Genomic DNA, 13,669 nt, shown 5'->3' with positions numbered 1-13,669 from the left:
GTTGCAGTGGGATTTGAGAGGGGCAAAAAAAAACCGCCGGGGCTTTTGGCACCGGCGGTCTTGGGAGGTCTTGTCTGTCTGCTTTACGCGCGCGCCTCTCGTCCGCCGGAAACCGGGAACCAAAAGTAGGCAAAAAAGTAAGCGCGGAGGGCGGACATGTGCGGCGACTCTAGCACAGCTTTTCGCGGCAACCTGTATCAGGCCGTGCCGCCGACGGTCAGCCCGTCGATGCGAAGCGTCGGCTGTCCCACGCCCACGGGCACGCTCTGACCTTCCTTGCCGCAGGTGCCCACGCCGCTGTCCAGCGCCATGTCGTTGCCGATCAGGCCCACGCGCTTGAGCGCATCCGGGCCGTTGCCCACGATGGTCGCGCCCTTCACCGGGTAGAGCACCTTGCCGTTCTCCACCCAGTAGGCCTCGCTGGCCGAGAACACGAACTTGCCGCTGGTGATGTCGACCTGGCCGCCGCCGAAATTGGTGGCGTACAGGCCCTTCTTGATGCTGGCGACGATTTCCTTGGGGTCCTTGTCGCCGCTGAGCATGTAGGTGTTGGTCATGCGCGGCATGGGCACGTGGGCGTAGCTCTCGCGCCGGCCGTTGCCGGTGGGCGGCACGCCCATCAGGCGGGCGTTGAGCGAGTCCTGGATGTAGCCCTTGAGGATGCCGTCCTCGATCAGCACGTTGCGCTGGCTGGCGTGGCCTTCGTCGTCCACGTTGAGCGAGCCGCGGCGGTCGGAAATGGTGCCGTCGTCCAGCACCGTCACGCCCTTGGCCGCCACGCGCTGGCCGATGAGGCCGGAGAAGGCGCTGGAGCCCTTGCGGTTGAAGTCGCCTTCCAGCCCGTGGCCCACCGCCTCGTGCAGCAGGATGCCGGGCCAGCCGGGGCCGAGCACCACGGTCATCTCGCCGGCCGGGGCGGGACGCGACTCGAGGTTGACCAGGGCAGCGCTCACCGCCTGGTCGACGTAGCTGGCGATGTGCTCGTCGTCGAAATAGGCCAGGCCGAAGCGGCCACCGCCGCCGCCGGAGCCCACTTCGCGCCGGCCGTTCTGCTCGGCGATCACCGTCACCGACAGGCGCACGAGCGGTCGCACGTCGGCGGCGAGGGTGCCGTCGGCGCGCGCCACCAGCACCACGTCGTATTCGCTGGCCAGGCCGGCCATGACCTGCACGATGCGCGGGTCGCGCGAGCGGGCCAGCTTTTCCGTCTTTTCCAGCAGCTTGACCTTGGCGGTGCTGTCCAGGGTGGAGATCGGGTCGATCCCGCCGTAGAGCGCGCGGCTGGGCGCCACCTTGCGGGTGGCGGCCTTCACCTTGGCCGACTTGCCGGCGCTCGCGATGGCGCGCACGGTGCGCGCGGCGTCCAGCAGCGAGGCCTCGGAGATGTCGTCGGAGTACGCGAAAGCGGTCTTCTCGCCGCTCACGGCCCGCACGCCCACGCCCTGGTCGATGCTGAAGCTGCCGGTCTTGACGATGCCCTCTTCCAGGCTCCAGCCTTCGCTGCGGGTGTACTGGAAGTACAGGTCGGCGTCATCGACCTTGTGGGCGCGGATCTCGGCCAGCGCGCGCGACAGGTGCGATTCGTCCAGCCCGAAGGGGGTGAGCAGGAGTTGCTGCGCCGTGGCCAGGCGCTCGATGGTGGGTTCGCGGGAGATCATGAAAAGCATTATCAGCCCCCCGGCTTTTCACTTCGCTTCGCTGCGGAAATTGAGCCTCCCGGCTTCTCACTCCGCTTCGCTGCGTGTAGTTCGCCACCTCCCGAGGAGGGGACCCCACCTGCGGCCCGGCGAAGCCGGTTCCGCGGTGCGGGACTGGCTTGGGGTTTGGTACGGCCGGGGAATCCCTGCACAATTCTCGGCGGCCGTTTGGCCGTCGCCCACTTCGGAGGATGCATGGACCTGAAGATCAAGGGAAAGCTGGCACTCGTCTCGGGGAGCACGGCCGGTATCGGCTTCGCGATCGCCAGCCAGCTGGCGGCGGAGGGGGCTCGGGTCATCGTCAACGGGCGATCGCAGGAGGCGGTCGACAAGGCGGTCGCACAGATCCAGGGGGGCGAGGCGCTGGGCTTCGCGGGGGACCTGGGCACGCCCGAGGCGGCACAGGCCGTCGTCGAGCGCTTTCCGGGCATCGAGATCCTGGTCAACAACCTGGGCATCTTCGAGCCGAAGGCCTTCGAGGACATCCCCGACGAGGACTGGCGGCGCTTCTTCGAGGTCAACGTGCTGAGCGGCGTTCGGCTCGCCCGGCTGTGCCTGCCTGCGATGAAGCGCGCGGACTGGGGGCGCATCATCTTCATCTCGAGCGAAAGCGCGATCCAGATTCCCGCCGAGATGATCCACTACGGCATGACCAAGACGGCGCAGCTGGCCGTCGCCAGGGGCCTGGCGGAAAGCCTGGCCGGCACCCGGATCACGGTCAACAGCGTGCTGCCGGGGCCCACGCGCTCCCGCGGGGTCGGCGATTTCGTGGACGCACTGGCCAAGTCGGACGGCAAGTCCTTCGACGAGTTCGAGCGAGAGTTCTTCGAGAAGGTGCGCCCCACGTCGCTCATCAAGCGCTTCGAAGAGCCCGCAGAGATCGCGGCCATGGTCGCCTACCTGGCCAGCCCCCTGTCGTCCGGCACGACGGGTGCGGCGCTTCGGGTGGATGGCGGGTGCACCAAGAGTGCCTTCTAGATCCGTCGTCCTGGCCGGCGCGACCGGCCTCATCGGAGACCTCGTCCTGAAGGACCTGCTCCTGGACCCGGGCGTTGCCAAGGTCCAGGTTCTGGCCCGTCGGCCGCTGGCGACAAGCCACCCCAAGCTGCAGGTCCACGTCGTGGATTTCCGCAAGCTGCCTGCGTTGGAGCCGGTGGACGAGGCCTACCTGGCATTGGGCACGACCATCAAGATCGCGGGCAGCCAGGAAGCTTTTCGCGCCGTGGACCTGGACGCGAACCTGGCCGTGGCCAATGCCGCGCTCGCGGCAGGCGCGAAGCGGATGGCGCTGGTGAGCGCAGTGGGCGCCGACGCGAAATCCGCGGTGTTCTACAACCGCGTCAAGGGCGAACTGGAAGACGCGCTGAAGGCGCTGCAACTGGACGCCCTGGTGATCGCCCAGCCGTCGCTGCTGCTGGGAGACCGCAAGGCCCTGAAGCAGCCGCCCCGCTTCGGCGAGGGTTTCGCGGCGCCGCTCATGACGCTGATTTCACCGTTGCTGCCCCGGCGCTACCGCCCGGTCCGGGGCGAGGCCGTGGCGAAGGCGCTGGTAAGGACGCTGCCCGCAGCCAAGGGACTGGTCGTGCTTTCCTCGGACGAGCTGATCAGGCTGGGGGCCGACCGCCGGCCCTGACCGCGTAAAGGCGTTCCCGGCGCCGCCCCGGCTAGCCGATCTCGAGCCGGTCCGTGCTCTTGGCGGCGAGCTTCTTGGCCCGCGAGATCGACATCAGGATGCCCAGCCCCAACCCCAGCGTGACCATGGCCGTGCCGCCGTAGCTGATGAAGGGCAGCGGCACGCCCACCACGGGCAGGATGCCGCTGACCATGCCCATGTTCACGAAGGCATAGGTGAAGAAGATCATGGTCACCGCCCCGGCCATGAGGCGCGAGAACAGGGTGGGCGCGTCGATGGCGATGATCAGGCCGCGGCCGATCAGGAACAGGAAGGCGCAGATCAGGAACAGGTTGCCGGCCAGGCCGAACTCTTCGGAGTAGGCGGCGAAGATGAAGTCGGTGGTTCGCTCGGGAATGAACTCCAGGTGCGTCTGCGTGCCCTGCATGAAGCCCTTGCCGCCGATGCCGCCCGAGCCGATGGCGATCATCCCCTGGATGATGTGGAAGCCCTTGCCCAGCGGGTCCTTGGTGGGGTCGAGCAGCGTGCACACGCGCTGCTTCTGGTAGTCGTGCAGCACCCGCCAGTCGAAGCCGTCGGCGCACAAGGTGGGCTCGAAGCTGACGATCAGCACCACCGCCACCACCCCGATGATCACTGGCGGAATGATCAGCTTCCACGACAGGCCGGCGAAGAAGATCACCGACAGCCCCGCCGCCAGCACCAGCAGCGAGGTGCCCAGGTCGGGCTGCTTCATGATCAGGCCCACCGGCACCGCCAGCAGCACCGTGGCCATGACGAAGTCGAGCGCGCGCAGCTGCCCCTCGCGGCGCTGGAACCACCAGGCCAGCATCAGCGGCATGGCGATCTTCAGGATCTCGCTGGGCTGGATGACCACGCCCACGTAGAGCCAGCGCTTGGCCCCCTTCTTCACCAGGCCGAACATGGCGACCGCGATGAGCAGGGCCACGCCCAGGGTGTAGAGCGGGACCGCAAAGCTCATCAGCCGCTGGGGGGGTACCTGCGCCACCACGAACATGATGAAGCCGGCCAGGATCATGTTGCGGCCATGGTCCACGAAGCGGGAGCCGTGGTCGTACCCGGACGAATACATGGTGACCATGCCGGCGCAGGCCAGCAGGAACACGGCAAAGGCCAGGAAGCCGTCATAGCCCTGGAAAACGGGCGCGACACGACGCGCGAGAGAGGGCTTGTTGAAGACGGCGGACATGGGTGCGCGATTATCCCAGCAGCCGCATGCCGCAGGGCGGCGTACGGATAGCATGGCCGCCATGCCGACCCCACCCGCCACCCACCTTCTCTACCTGCACGGCTTCCGCTCCTCGCCCCTTTCGGCCAAGGCCCGGATCATGGCCCGCCAGGTGGCCGCCGAACACCCGGCCGTGCACTGGTGGGCGCCGCAATTGCCGCCCTCGCCGCGGGAGGCCATGGAGATGGTCATGGAGGGCGTCCGGGACTGGCCGCGCGAGGCGATGGCGGTGGTGGGCTCCTCGCTGGGCGGCTTCTACGCGACGCATGTCGCCGCCGCGACCGGCTGCCGCGCGGTGCTGCTGAATCCGGCGGTGGACCCGGCCCGCGACCTGGCCAGGTACATCGGAGACCAGACCCAGTGGCACGCGCCTGAAGAGCACTTCTATTTCAAGGCAGAGTACATCGACGAGCTGCGCGCTCTGGAAATGGGCGCCCTGCCCCGCCCGGAACGCTGCTTCGCGGTCATCGCCAAGGGCGACGAGGTGCTGAAGTGGACCGAAATGGTCGCCCGCTACCCCGCAAGCCGCATCAAGCTGCTCGAAGGCGGCGACCATGCGCTGTCGGATTTCGAAGTGGCGCATCTGCGCGACGTCCTGGATTTCCTGCAGCTCGCCTGAGGGACAATCGCCGGATGTTCGTATTGTTTGAAGAAGCCGGGAAATACCTGGGCGGCCGCGTGCTGTCGGAGGCGGAAGCCTCGGCGCAGGTGGAGCTGGACACCGGCAAGCGTGTCAAGGTGAAGGCGGCCAACATCGTGCTGCGCTTCGACAAGCCCACCCCCGCGCAACTGCTGGCCGAGGCCCGCGAGATGGCCGCCGGCATGGACCTGGACCTGGCCTGGGAATTCGCGCCCGAGGGCGAGTTCGGCTTTGCCGACCTAGCCTCTGACTACTTCAGTACTCAGCCCACGCTGGTACAGCAGGCCGCGGCGCTGCTGGGCCTGTTCGACGCGCCCCACTATTTCCGCCGCGCCGGCAAGGGCCGCTTCAAGAAGGCGCCGGCCGAGATCGTGCAGCAGGCCCTGGCGGGCATCGAGAAGAAGAAGCAGGTCCAGGCGCAGATCGCCGAATGGGCCGGCGAGCTGGCGGCGGGTACCTGCCCGGCGCCGGTGCGCGAGCAGCTCTACAAGATCCTTTTCAAGCCCGACAAGAACGCACCCGAATACAAGGCCGTGGTCGAGGCTTCGCGCGCCACGCAGAAGGCGCCGCTGGCGCTGCTGGAATCGGCCGGCGCCATCGACTCGCCCTACCAGTTCCACTGGAAGCGCTTCCTCTTCGAGAACTTCCCCAAGGGCACGGCCTTTCCGGCGCTCTCGGCGCCGGCCATCGAGGACGAGCTGCCGCTGGCGGCGGTGCAGGCCTTCTCCATCGACGACTCGCACACCACCGAGATCGACGATGCCCTGTCGGTGCAGGGCCTGGGCACCGGCATGGTCACGGTGGGCGTGCACATTGCCGCCCCGGGCCTGGCGCTGGCGCCCGGCGGCGCCATCGACCAGGTGGCGCGTGCGCGCATGTCCACCGTCTACATGCCGGGCCACAAGATCACCATGCTGCCCGACGAGGTGGTGGCCGCCTACACGCTGGAAGAAGGCCGCGACTGCCCGGCCGTGTCGCTCTATGCGCGCTTCGACGAGGCCACGCTCGAGCTGCAGGGCACCGAAACGCGGCTGGAGCGCGTGCCGATCACCGCCAACCTGCGCCACGACAAGCTCGACGCCTTCATCACCCAGGCCTGGCTGGAAGACCCCGCCGTGCCCGTGGGCGACGTGCCGCAACCGGCGGCCGGCCTGCGCGAGCCGCTGTCCTTTCTCTTCCGCATTGCCAGGCACCTGAAGGCGCAGCGCGAAGTGGCGCGCGGCAAGCCTGAGAGCTTCAACCGGCCCGACTACACCTTCCGCCTGGTCGGCAACGAAGGCGAGCCCCAGGGCAATGAACAGGTGCAGATCGGCACGCGCTCGCGCGGCGCGCCGCTGGACCTGATCGTGGCCGAGGCCATGATCCTGGCCAACAGCAGCTGGGGCGGCTGGCTGGGCGAGCTGGGCGTGCCCGCGCTCTACCGCAGCCAGGCCAGCCTGGCGCCGGGCGTGAAGGTGCGCATGGGCACCCGGTCGCTGCCGCACGCGGGCCTGGGTGTGAAGAGCTACGCCTGGAGCACCTCGCCGCTGCGCCGCTACACCGACCTGGTCAACCAGTGGCAGATCATCGCCGCGGCCCGGCACGGCAAGACCGCCGCGCTGGCCGCGCCCTTCAAGCCCAAGGACGCCGACCTGTTCTCCATCCTCTCGGGCTTCGATGCTGCCTACAGCACCTACAACGGCTACCAGGGCGCCATGGAGCGCTTCTGGACGCTCAAGTACCTGGAGCAGGAAGGCATCAGCGAGGTCGAGGCCACGCTCATCAAGGACATGCCCAACGGCGCCCTGGCCCGCGCCGACAACCTGCCGCTGGTCTTCGGCCTCACCGGCACGCAAGGGCTGCCACGCGGTGCCCGGGTGCGCGCGCGCCTCACCGACATCGACGAGATCTCGCTGGACGTGCATGGCAGCGTGATCGAGCGCCTCGACGTGCCTGGCGAAGCAGCCCCGGAAGATGAAGGCGGCGAGGACGAGGAAGTCGCCGGGCCGCTCGCCATCGCGGTCGACCTCGACGATGCCGAGGGCGCCGAACCCAACACCCCTGCCCCCACGGCTACCGCATGAACCTGCGCGACCTCAACACCCTGCAAATCGCCCTCGCCGTCTCGGTGCTGGCGCACGCCGCCCTGCTCGCGGTTCGATTCGTCGATCCGCAAGCCTTCAACCGGGTGTTCGAGGACAACGCACTGGAAGTCATCCTGGTCAATGCCAAGACCAACGAGAAGCCCGACAAGGCGCGCGCCATCGCCCAGACCTCGCTGGCCGGCGGCGGCGACCTGGACAAGGGCCGCGCCACCAGCCCGCTGCCGCCATCGGCCTTCACGGCCGTGGGCGACTCGCTGGACGACGCGCAGCGCCAGATCGAGGCCTTGCAGGCCCAGCAGATGCTGCTGCTGGCACAGGTCCGGCAGCAGCTGGCGACCATGCCCTTGCCCGACCCGCGCAACGCCGGCGCGCCCAACGACAACCCCGCGCAGGAAGAAAAGCGCAAGCAGCTGGTGGACCTGCTGGCCGAGATCGAACGCCGCGTGAACGAGGAAAACGCGCGCCCCCGCAAGCGCTACGTGAGCCCCGCCACCCGCGAGGCCGCCTACGCGGTCTACGTCGATGCGCTGCGCCGCCGCATCGAGGCGCGCGGCACCGAGAACTTCCCCACCGCCGCCGGCAAGAAGCTCTATGGCGAGCTCACCATGCTGGTCACGGTGAACTTCGACGGCAGCGTGCTGGGCACCGAGGTGGTGGAAAGTTCGGGCAACCAGTTGCTGGACCGGCGCGCCCAGGCCATCGTGCGGAGCATCGGCAACTTCGGCAAGTTCTCCGACGCCATGCGCCGCCAGACCGACCAGATCGTGCTGCCCTCGCGCTTCAAGTTCACGCGCGACGAGACGCTGGAGACCCAGGTGTCCACCGGCGCGGCGGCAGCCGCCGCCAGATAGCGCACCAACATCGAGGGAGCAGAGGCCATGGACCTCTATTGCGTGATGGGCAACCCGGTCGAGCACAGCCGCTCGCCCTGGATCCACGCCCGCTTTGCCGAACTGTGCGACCAGCAGCTGGACTACGGCCGGCGCCTGGTCCCGCTGGGCGAGTTCGCCCAGGGCCTGGCCGCTTTCCGCGCCGAGCCTTCGGGCACCGCGCGCGGCTGCAACATCACCGTGCCCTTCAAGTTCGACGCGGCCGAGGCGGCCGACCACCTCAGCGAACGGGCCAAGCTGGCGCAGGCCGTCAACTGCCTGAGCTTTCGTGAAGACGGCATCCACGGCGACAACACCGACGGCGTGGGCCTGGTCAACGACATCACGCGCAACGCCGGCGTCTCGCTGGAAGGCGCCGAGGTGCTGCTGATCGGCGCCGGCGGCGCCTCGGCCGGCGTGCTGGGACCGCTGCTGGAATCCGGCGCGCACCGCGTGGTGGTGGCCAACCGGACGCTGGCCAAGGCCATCACGCTGGTGCAGCGGCACGCGGCGGTGGCATTGCCGCATCACGCAGACGTCGAGGCCCGGTCACTGAAGGAGGTGACGGGCAGCTTCGATGTGGTGGTCAACGCCAGCGCCTCCAGCCTGGCCGGTGCCGAGGTGCCGGTGGCGGCCAGCGTGCTCAAGCCAGGCGCCCTGGCGGTGGACATGATGTATGGCCCCGCCGCGGCGGGTTTCCTCGCATGGGCGCGTCAGCACGGCGCCACGCCGCGCGACGGCCTGGGCATGCTGGTGGAGCAGGCGGCCGAGGCCTTCCATATCTGGCGCGGCGTGCGACCGCCCTCGGCCCAGGTGCTGGCCGAGTTGCGCGCCATCCTCGGCTGAGCGATGCGCGCCCTTCTTCGACTGGTGGCGTGCCTGCTGCTCGCGGGGCTGGCCCTGCAGCTTTTCTTCATCGTGCGCATCGCCGCCATGGCAGTGGTCGATCCGCAGTCCACCGCCTTCCAGCGCTCCGAGGCCTGGCAGATCGCCAGCCGGGGCCGCGCCAACGGCAACAAGGAGTGGTCGCACCGCTGGGTGCCCTACTCGCAGATCTCCGACAACCTCAAGCGCGCGGTGATCGCCAGCGAGGACGGTGAATTCATCCACCACAACGGCGTGGAGTGGGATGCCATCGAGGCCGCACGCAAACGCAACGAACGCGCCGAGGAGATCGCCGCGCGCCGCGCCGCGCAGGCCGCGCGCAGCGGCAAGACGGTGCGCCCGCCCAAGCTGCGCGGCGGCTCCACCATCACGCAGCAGCTGGCGAAGAACCTCTTCCTCTCGGGCGAGCGCACGCTGTTGCGCAAGGGCCAGGAGCTGATGCTGGCGACCACGCTGGAGCTGTTGCTGAGCAAGCGTCGCATCCTGGAGATCTACCTCAACAACGTCGAATGGGGCGAAGGCATCTTCGGCGCCGAGGCCGCCGCGCAGCATTACTTCAGGAAGCCGGCCGCGCGCCTCACGGCCTATGAGGCGGCGCGCCTGGCGGTGATGCTGCCCAGCCCCAAGTTCTTCGAGGACCGGCAGGGCTCAGGCTACCTGGCCAGCCGCACATCCACCATCGTTGCGCGAATGTCCGCAGCAGAACTTCCCTGAGCGGCCCGTATCATCGCCGCCATGCTGCTTGCCAAGTTGACCGGATGGACGCTGCTGGCCGTGGTCCGGCTGCTCACGGGCGCCCAGGCCCGATGGTGGGGCTGCCCGCCCAAGGCGGAACAACGCATCTACTTCGCCAACCACCAGAGCCACATCGACCTGGTGATGATCTGGGCCGCGTTGCCGGAAGAGTTGCGCTCCATTACCCGACCGATCGCGGCGCGCGACTACTGGACCAATTCGCCGCTCAAGCGCTGGATCACCACCGAGGTGTTCAACGCCATCTACGTGGAGCGCGGCGGCAGCGCGCCGCTGCCGGCCGACCTGGTGCCGCCGTCGCCGCCGGCGACGCCGCCCCGGCAGCCGCAGGCGCAGGCGCCACGGGAGCGCGTGGAGCCGTCCTTCGATGCGGCCGAGCCGCCACCCTCTCCCGGGCCATCGGCGTTCGACACCGCCGAATCGATGCAAGGGCAGCTTGCGCTGGACGCGGCAGGCGCCGAGCCGGTGCCCCAACCCGAGCCCGCGCCGGAGCAGCTCACGCCCGGCACGCCCGAGGCCCTGCTGCCGCTGCAGCCCCTCATCGAAGCCCTGCAAAGCGGCGACTCGATCATCATCTTCCCCGAAGGCACGCGCGGCCACACCGGCGTGCCGCAGAAGTTCAAGTCGGGCCTGTACACCCTGGCCCAGATGTTCCCCGACGTGGTGCTGGTGCCCGCCTGGATCGACAACGTGCAGCGGGTCATGCCCAAGGGCGAGGTCGTGCCGGTGCCCATCCTGTGCTCGGTGACCTTCGGCGAGCCGATCAAGGTGGAGGAAGGCGAGGAGCGCCGCCCCTTCCTCGACCGCGCCCGCGAAGCCGTGATCGCCCTGCGGGACGTGTAGCCGCATGAACCAGTTCCTTCGCCAGCTCACGCCGACCCAGCAGGTCGCGGCGCTCTTTCTCTTCGTCTTCGGCGTGCTCACGCTGGTGAGCGTCACCACCTTGCTGCTCTCGATGCGCGAGAAGCGCCATCCGGTGCACGACGAGCAGTGGCAGCGCGAGCTCGACCACTGGCGCGGCCTGCTGCGCACCAGCTGGTTCATGGTGGTGGTGTTCTGGATCGGCTGGGCGCTGGGCGAGAAGGTGGCCACTTTCCTGTTCGCGATGCTGTCCTTCTTCGCGCTGCGCGAGTTCATCACGCTTTCGCCGACGCGGCGCGGCGACCACCGCAGCCTGATCCTGGCCTTCTTCGTGGTGCTGCCCATCCAGTTCTGGCTGGTGGCCACGGCCAAGTTCGACCTCTTCACCGTGTTCATCCCGGTCTACGTTTTCCTGGCCATCCCGGTGGCCAGCGCGCTGGCCGACGACCCCAGCCACTTCCTGGAGCGCAACGCCAAGCTGCAGTGGGGCATCATGGTCTGCGTCTACGGCCTGAGCCACGTGCCGGCGCTGCTGCTGCTGGAGTTTCCGGGCTACGGCGGCAAGAGCGCCTTCCTGGTCTTCTTCCTGGTGGGCGTGGTGCAGACCTGCATGCTGGTGCAGCACCTGCTCGCCCGCCGCCTGGAGCGCACGCCCTTCGCGCCCAACGTGAGCCGCAGCTTCAACTGGGCCAGCTGGGGCATCGGCCTGGCGCCGGCGGTGGTGCTGGGCGGCCTGTTCTCCTTCATCACGCCCTTCAAGTTCGGGCAGTCGATGGCCATGGCGCTGATCGCCTGCGTGGCCGGCTCCATGGGGCACCTGGTGATGAAGGCGCTCAAGCGCGACCGCGGCATTCCCAACTGGGGCCCGCGCGGCGTGGGCGTGACCGGCGCCAACGGCCTGCTGGACCGCATCGACGCGCTGTGCTTCGCGGCGCCCATCTTCTTCCATTCGGTGCGCTGGTACTTCGGCGTCTAGGGCAAGAGCTTCCGGCATGCGCATCCTCGGCATCGACCCCGGCCTGCAGACCACCGGCTTCGGCGTGGTGGATGCGCATGGGCAGCAACTGGCCTACGTGGCCAGCGGGACCATCAGCACCAGGCACATGGTGGGCGAGCCGCTGGCGCTGCGGCTGAAGGTGCTTTTCGACGGCATCGGCGAGATCAGCCAGCGCTACCAGCCCGACGCGGCCGCGGTCGAGATCATCTTCGTCAACGTCAACCCGCAGTCGACGCTGATGCTGGGCCAGGCCCGCGGGGCCTGCCTGACGGCGCTGGTGACCAACCGCCTGGAGGTGGCCGAGTACACCGCGCTGCAGATGAAGCAGGCCGTGGCCGGCCACGGCAACGCGGCCAAGGCCCAGGTGCAGGAGATGGTCAAGCGCCTGCTGCAGCTGCCCGGCCTGCCGGGTGCCGATGCGGCGGATGCGCTGGGCATCGCCATCACGCATGCCCACGTCGGACACTCGCTTTCGCGCCTGGGCGATGCCGTGAAGAAGGGCGCGGGGGCCGCATACCGGCAGGGGCGCACGCGCTGAGCGCGCGCTCGCGCACATCAAGGAGGTAGAAGCGATGCACATCGTTCTGGTGATGGTGGGTGGCGTGGTGCTGCTCGGGGTGTTCGTGCTCTTCGGCTGGCTCTGGGGCGCCAGCGCCGCCGGCATGGCGATGGGTGCCAAGGCCTTCCTGCCGGCCTGGCTGGTGATGGCTGGCGTGAACATGTGGGTGGGCGTGGCGCACGCGGGCTACAGCGCGAAGGAAGAGTTGCCCATCTTCTTCGCCAACTTCCTGGTGCCGGCCATCGTGGCGGGCATCGCGGCCTGGCAGCTGTCACGCGGCTGAACCAGGGGCGTTGCGCAGGACTTCGGGCGACGCGCGCCGGCCACCGAGATCGCGCTTGGGTTTTTCGTGGATAGCTGTCATCCGGTTTTCGGCCTAGCTCGCGATGGCGGGGCGGTGAACACTGGGTTCGTCCGCAACCAACCCGCGCCGTCCATGGATCGCTTTCCCGCCCTTCCCCGCCGACTTGCCCGCTGCGCCCTCGTCCTGGGCCTCGTCGCCCCGGCCCTGATGTCTGGCGCGGCCGCGGCCGCGCAGGAGCTGCCCAAGACTATCAAGCTGGTGGTGCCCTTCGCGCCGGGCGGCGCGCAGGACGTCATCGGCCGCTACCTGGCATCGCAACTCGCAAGCCGCCTGGGCACGCCGGTCGTGGTGGACAACAAGGCCGGTGCCGGCGGCGTGATCGCCGCGGACGCCGTCGCCAAGGCACCCGCGGACGGCGGCACGCTGCTGCTGGCAACGGGCGGCGCCATTTCGATCGCCCCGCAGCTGCTGGCCAAGCTCCCCTACAAGGTTCAGCAGGACTTCGCGCCGATCGCGTTGGTAGCCGACACGCCCATGGTGCTGGCCGTGCGCAGCGACAGCAGCTACCGCACGCTGCCGGACCTGGTGAAGGCCGCGAGCGCACAGCCGGGCCAGGTCTCCTACGCATCGACCGGCAACGGCACCGTCTCGCACCTGACCGGCGAGCTGTTCGCGCAGGCGGCCGGCGTGAAGCTGACGCACGTGCCCTACCGCGGCGCTTCACCCGCGACGGTCGACCTCCTGGGCGGGCAGGTCGCCTCCATCGTCACCAGCGCGGCCTCGATCGAGCCCATGGTCGAGGGCGGCAAGGCGCGCGTGCTCGCCACCTTCACGGCCGCGCCCATCTCCACCCTGCCCGGCGTGCCGACGGTGCAGCAGGCCATGGGCCTGTCCGGGCTCGCCGTCCCGGTGTGGGTGGGCCTGATGGCGCCTGCCAAGGTTCCGTCCTCGATCCTGGAGCGGCTGGGCGCGGAGGTCCTCGCCATCTGCCGCCTGCCCGAGACGCGTGCGCGGCTGCAGGCTGCCGGCGCGCAGTCCACCTGCGGCGGCAGTGCCGAATTCGGCCGGCTGATTGCCGAGGACTCGAAGCGCTGGGAACGCGTGGTCCAGCGCGGCAACATCAAGGGCGAGTGAGGCC

Annotated in this window: 14 protein-coding genes; 12 read left to right on the top strand and 2 right to left on the bottom strand. The window is 69.0% G+C overall.

The window, feature by feature from the left end:
* Positions 1 to 197: 197 nt before the first annotated feature.
* A complete protein-coding gene (tldD, locus tag BM345_RS05475) occupies positions 198 to 1,658 on the bottom strand; it encodes a metalloprotease TldD (protein WP_093377280.1) in 1,461 nt (486 codons plus the stop codon).
* 234 nt (positions 1,659 to 1,892) lie between these two features.
* Between tldD and BM345_RS05470 the strand changes: the two genes are divergently transcribed.
* Positions 1,893 to 2,675 (top strand): SDR family NAD(P)-dependent oxidoreductase, encoded by a 783-nt coding sequence (locus BM345_RS05470; protein WP_093376371.1) that lies wholly within the window; start codon positions 1,893 to 1,895, stop codon positions 2,673 to 2,675.
* Entirely contained in the window at positions 2,665 to 3,330 is a 666-nt protein-coding gene (locus tag BM345_RS05465) for an NAD(P)H-binding protein (protein ID WP_093376369.1), read from the top strand. The genes BM345_RS05470 and BM345_RS05465 overlap by 11 nt, the downstream gene beginning before the upstream one ends.
* A gap of 31 nt (positions 3,331 to 3,361) precedes the next feature.
* Here BM345_RS05465 and rodA read toward each other — a convergent pair whose 3' ends face one another.
* A complete protein-coding gene (rodA, locus tag BM345_RS05460; RefSeq protein ID WP_093376368.1) occupies positions 3,362 to 4,540 on the bottom strand; it encodes a rod shape-determining protein RodA in 1,179 nt (392 codons plus the stop codon).
* A gap of 61 nt (positions 4,541 to 4,601) precedes the next feature.
* Between rodA and BM345_RS05455 the strand changes: the two genes are divergently transcribed.
* The 10 genes from BM345_RS05455 to BM345_RS05410 all read left to right on the top strand — a co-directional run bounded on the left by BM345_RS05455 (position 4,602) and on the right by BM345_RS05410 (position 13,665).
* Positions 4,602 to 5,198 carry a YqiA/YcfP family alpha/beta fold hydrolase gene (locus BM345_RS05455; protein WP_254789584.1) on the top strand — a complete coding sequence of 199 codons (597 nt, stop codon included), beginning with the start codon at positions 4,602 to 4,604 and terminating at the stop codon, positions 5,196 to 5,198.
* A gap of 14 nt (positions 5,199 to 5,212) precedes the next feature.
* Positions 5,213 to 7,282, top strand: coding sequence for a ribonuclease catalytic domain-containing protein (locus BM345_RS05450; protein ID WP_093376366.1), 2,070 nt, complete (start codon positions 5,213 to 5,215; stop codon positions 7,280 to 7,282).
* On the top strand, positions 7,279 to 8,154 hold the full coding sequence (locus BM345_RS05445) for an energy transducer TonB (RefSeq protein WP_093376364.1): 876 nt from the start codon (positions 7,279 to 7,281) through the stop codon (positions 8,152 to 8,154). The genes BM345_RS05450 and BM345_RS05445 overlap by 4 nt, the downstream gene beginning before the upstream one ends.
* Positions 8,155 to 8,181: 27 nt before the next feature.
* Entirely contained in the window at positions 8,182 to 9,018 is an 837-nt protein-coding gene (gene aroE, locus BM345_RS05440; RefSeq protein WP_093376363.1) for a shikimate dehydrogenase, read from the top strand.
* Positions 9,019 to 9,021: 3 nt separating this feature from the next.
* Positions 9,022 to 9,771, top strand: a complete 750-nt coding sequence (mtgA, locus tag BM345_RS05435; RefSeq protein WP_093376361.1) for a monofunctional biosynthetic peptidoglycan transglycosylase — start codon at positions 9,022 to 9,024, stop codon at positions 9,769 to 9,771.
* A gap of 24 nt (positions 9,772 to 9,795) precedes the next feature.
* Positions 9,796 to 10,653: a lysophospholipid acyltransferase family protein gene (locus tag BM345_RS05430; RefSeq protein WP_093377275.1), complete on the top strand. Its 858-nt coding sequence runs from the start codon at positions 9,796 to 9,798 to the stop codon at positions 10,651 to 10,653.
* 4 nt (positions 10,654 to 10,657) lie between these two features.
* Complete coding sequence (locus BM345_RS05425) at positions 10,658 to 11,647, top strand: phosphatidate cytidylyltransferase (RefSeq protein WP_093376359.1); 990 nt, start codon at positions 10,658 to 10,660, stop codon at positions 11,645 to 11,647.
* A gap of 16 nt (positions 11,648 to 11,663) precedes the next feature.
* Positions 11,664 to 12,206, top strand: coding sequence for a crossover junction endodeoxyribonuclease RuvC (gene ruvC / locus BM345_RS05420; RefSeq protein ID WP_093376357.1), 543 nt, complete (start codon positions 11,664 to 11,666; stop codon positions 12,204 to 12,206).
* A 34-nt stretch (positions 12,207 to 12,240) separates the two neighbouring features.
* Positions 12,241 to 12,510 (top strand): hypothetical protein, encoded by a 270-nt coding sequence (locus BM345_RS05415; RefSeq protein ID WP_093376355.1) that lies wholly within the window; start codon positions 12,241 to 12,243, stop codon positions 12,508 to 12,510.
* A 153-nt stretch (positions 12,511 to 12,663) separates the two neighbouring features.
* Positions 12,664 to 13,665, top strand: coding sequence for a Bug family tripartite tricarboxylate transporter substrate binding protein (locus tag BM345_RS05410; RefSeq protein ID WP_254789582.1), 1,002 nt, complete (start codon positions 12,664 to 12,666; stop codon positions 13,663 to 13,665).
* Positions 13,666 to 13,669 lie beyond the last annotated feature (4 nt).

The organism is Variovorax sp. OV329, assembly GCF_900114785.1.
In the GTDB taxonomy this organism is placed as follows: domain Bacteria; phylum Pseudomonadota; class Gammaproteobacteria; order Burkholderiales; family Burkholderiaceae_C; genus Variovorax.
Note: the sequence above shows the minus strand (reverse complement) of the source record. Positions and strands in the feature narration are given on the sequence as shown.

What these genes read in the sequence shown, in the direction of transcription:
- BM345_RS05450 (WP_093376366.1), top strand. Translation starts at nt 5,213, where the DNA reads ATGTTCGTATTGTTTGAAGAAGCCGGGAAATACCTGGGCGGCCGCGTG.
- BM345_RS05455 (WP_254789584.1), top strand. Translation starts at nt 4,602, where the DNA reads ATGCCGACCCCACCCGCCACCCACCTTCTCTACCTGCACGGCTTCCGC.
- BM345_RS05410 (WP_254789582.1), top strand. Translation starts at nt 12,664, where the DNA reads ATGGATCGCTTTCCCGCCCTTCCCCGCCGACTTGCCCGCTGCGCCCTC.
- tldD (WP_093377280.1), bottom strand. Translation starts at nt 1,658, where the DNA reads ATGATCTCCCGCGAACCCACCATCGAGCGCCTGGCCACGGCGCAGCAA.
- BM345_RS05425 (WP_093376359.1), top strand. Translation starts at nt 10,658, where the DNA reads ATGAACCAGTTCCTTCGCCAGCTCACGCCGACCCAGCAGGTCGCGGCG.
- aroE (WP_093376363.1), top strand. Translation starts at nt 8,182, where the DNA reads ATGGACCTCTATTGCGTGATGGGCAACCCGGTCGAGCACAGCCGCTCG.
- BM345_RS05470 (WP_093376371.1), top strand. Translation starts at nt 1,893, where the DNA reads ATGGACCTGAAGATCAAGGGAAAGCTGGCACTCGTCTCGGGGAGCACG.
- mtgA (WP_093376361.1), top strand. Translation starts at nt 9,022, where the DNA reads ATGCGCGCCCTTCTTCGACTGGTGGCGTGCCTGCTGCTCGCGGGGCTG.
- BM345_RS05445 (WP_093376364.1), top strand. Translation starts at nt 7,279, where the DNA reads ATGAACCTGCGCGACCTCAACACCCTGCAAATCGCCCTCGCCGTCTCG.
- ruvC (WP_093376357.1), top strand. Translation starts at nt 11,664, where the DNA reads ATGCGCATCCTCGGCATCGACCCCGGCCTGCAGACCACCGGCTTCGGC.
- rodA (WP_093376368.1), bottom strand. Translation starts at nt 4,540, where the DNA reads ATGTCCGCCGTCTTCAACAAGCCCTCTCTCGCGCGTCGTGTCGCGCCC.
- BM345_RS05415 (WP_093376355.1), top strand. Translation starts at nt 12,241, where the DNA reads ATGCACATCGTTCTGGTGATGGTGGGTGGCGTGGTGCTGCTCGGGGTG.